We start from the raw sequence: 1,118 nt of genomic DNA, 5'->3' as shown, positions 1-1,118 counted from the left end.
AGCAGCGGGTCAAGCTCGGCGATCACCTCATCCAACGCCTGCGCGAACACCGGGAACCGCTCATACAGCTCCCGGCCCATCCCCGCCCGCTGACTGCCCTGACCGGTGAACAACACCGCCAACTGGGGCTCGGCCCCGGCCACCCCGCGCACTACGCCCATGCCCGGGCGGTCGTCCGCCAGCGCACCCAGCCCGGCCAGCACGCCCTCATGGTCGCTTGCCAGCACCACCGCCCGATGTTCGAACGACGACCGCGTCGTGGCCAGCGAGAACGCGGTGTCGGCCAGACCCAGACCAGCAGCACCGTCCAAATACGACACCAGACGTCCAGCCTGCGCCCGCAACGCCCCCGCCGACCGGCCCGACACCAGCACCGGCACCACACCCGCAGCCGGTGCCAGATCCTGCTGAACCTCCTCCTCGGCCTCCGGAGCTTCCGCCGCCTGTTCGATGATCACGTGAGCGTTGGTGCCGCTGATCCCGAACGACGACACCCCGGCACGCCACGGCCGCTCCACCCGAGGCCAGCCCCTGGCCTCGGTCAGCAGCTCCACCGCGCCCGCCGACCAGTCCACATGCGAGGACGGCGCATCCACATGCAACGTCCTGGGCAGCACCCCATGCCGCATCGCCATGACCATCTTGATCACACCCGCCACACCCGCAGCCGCCTGCGTGTGACCGATGTTCGACTTGATCGCACCCAGCAGCAGCGGCCGGTCCTCCGGCCGATCCTGCCCGTACGTCGCCAGCAGCGCCTGCGCCTCGATCGGGTCACCCAACGTCGTACCCGTACCGTGACCCTCCACCGCATCCACCTCGGCGGGAGTCAGCCCGGCACTGGCCAGCGCCTGCCGGATCACCCGCTGCTGCGACGGACCGTTCGGCGCCGTCAGACCGTTCGACGCACCGTCCTGGTTGACCGCCGACCCACGCACCACGGCCAGCACCTGGTGGCCGTTGCGGCGCGCGTCCGACAGACGCTCCAGCACCAGCATGCCCACACCCTCGGCCCAACTCGTACCGTCCGCCGCGTCGGCGAACGCCTTGCACCGCCCGTCACCGGCCAGGCCACCTTGAGAGCTGAAGTCGATGAACGCACCCGGCGACGCCATCAC

General features: G+C 70.5%; 1 protein-coding gene. It reads right to left on the bottom strand.

The annotated features are described in order from the left end of the window. A partial coding sequence (locus tag ABZ260_RS51435) for a type I polyketide synthase (protein ID WP_355633346.1) occupies positions 1-1,118 on the bottom strand: 1,118 nt, incomplete at both ends.

The organism is Streptosporangium sp. NPDC006013, assembly GCF_040614275.1.
Classification (GTDB): Bacteria; Actinomycetota; Actinomycetes; order Streptosporangiales; family Streptosporangiaceae; genus Streptosporangium.
The sequence above is the reverse complement of the archived record's forward strand: the minus strand, read 5'-3'. Positions and strand labels throughout refer to the sequence as shown.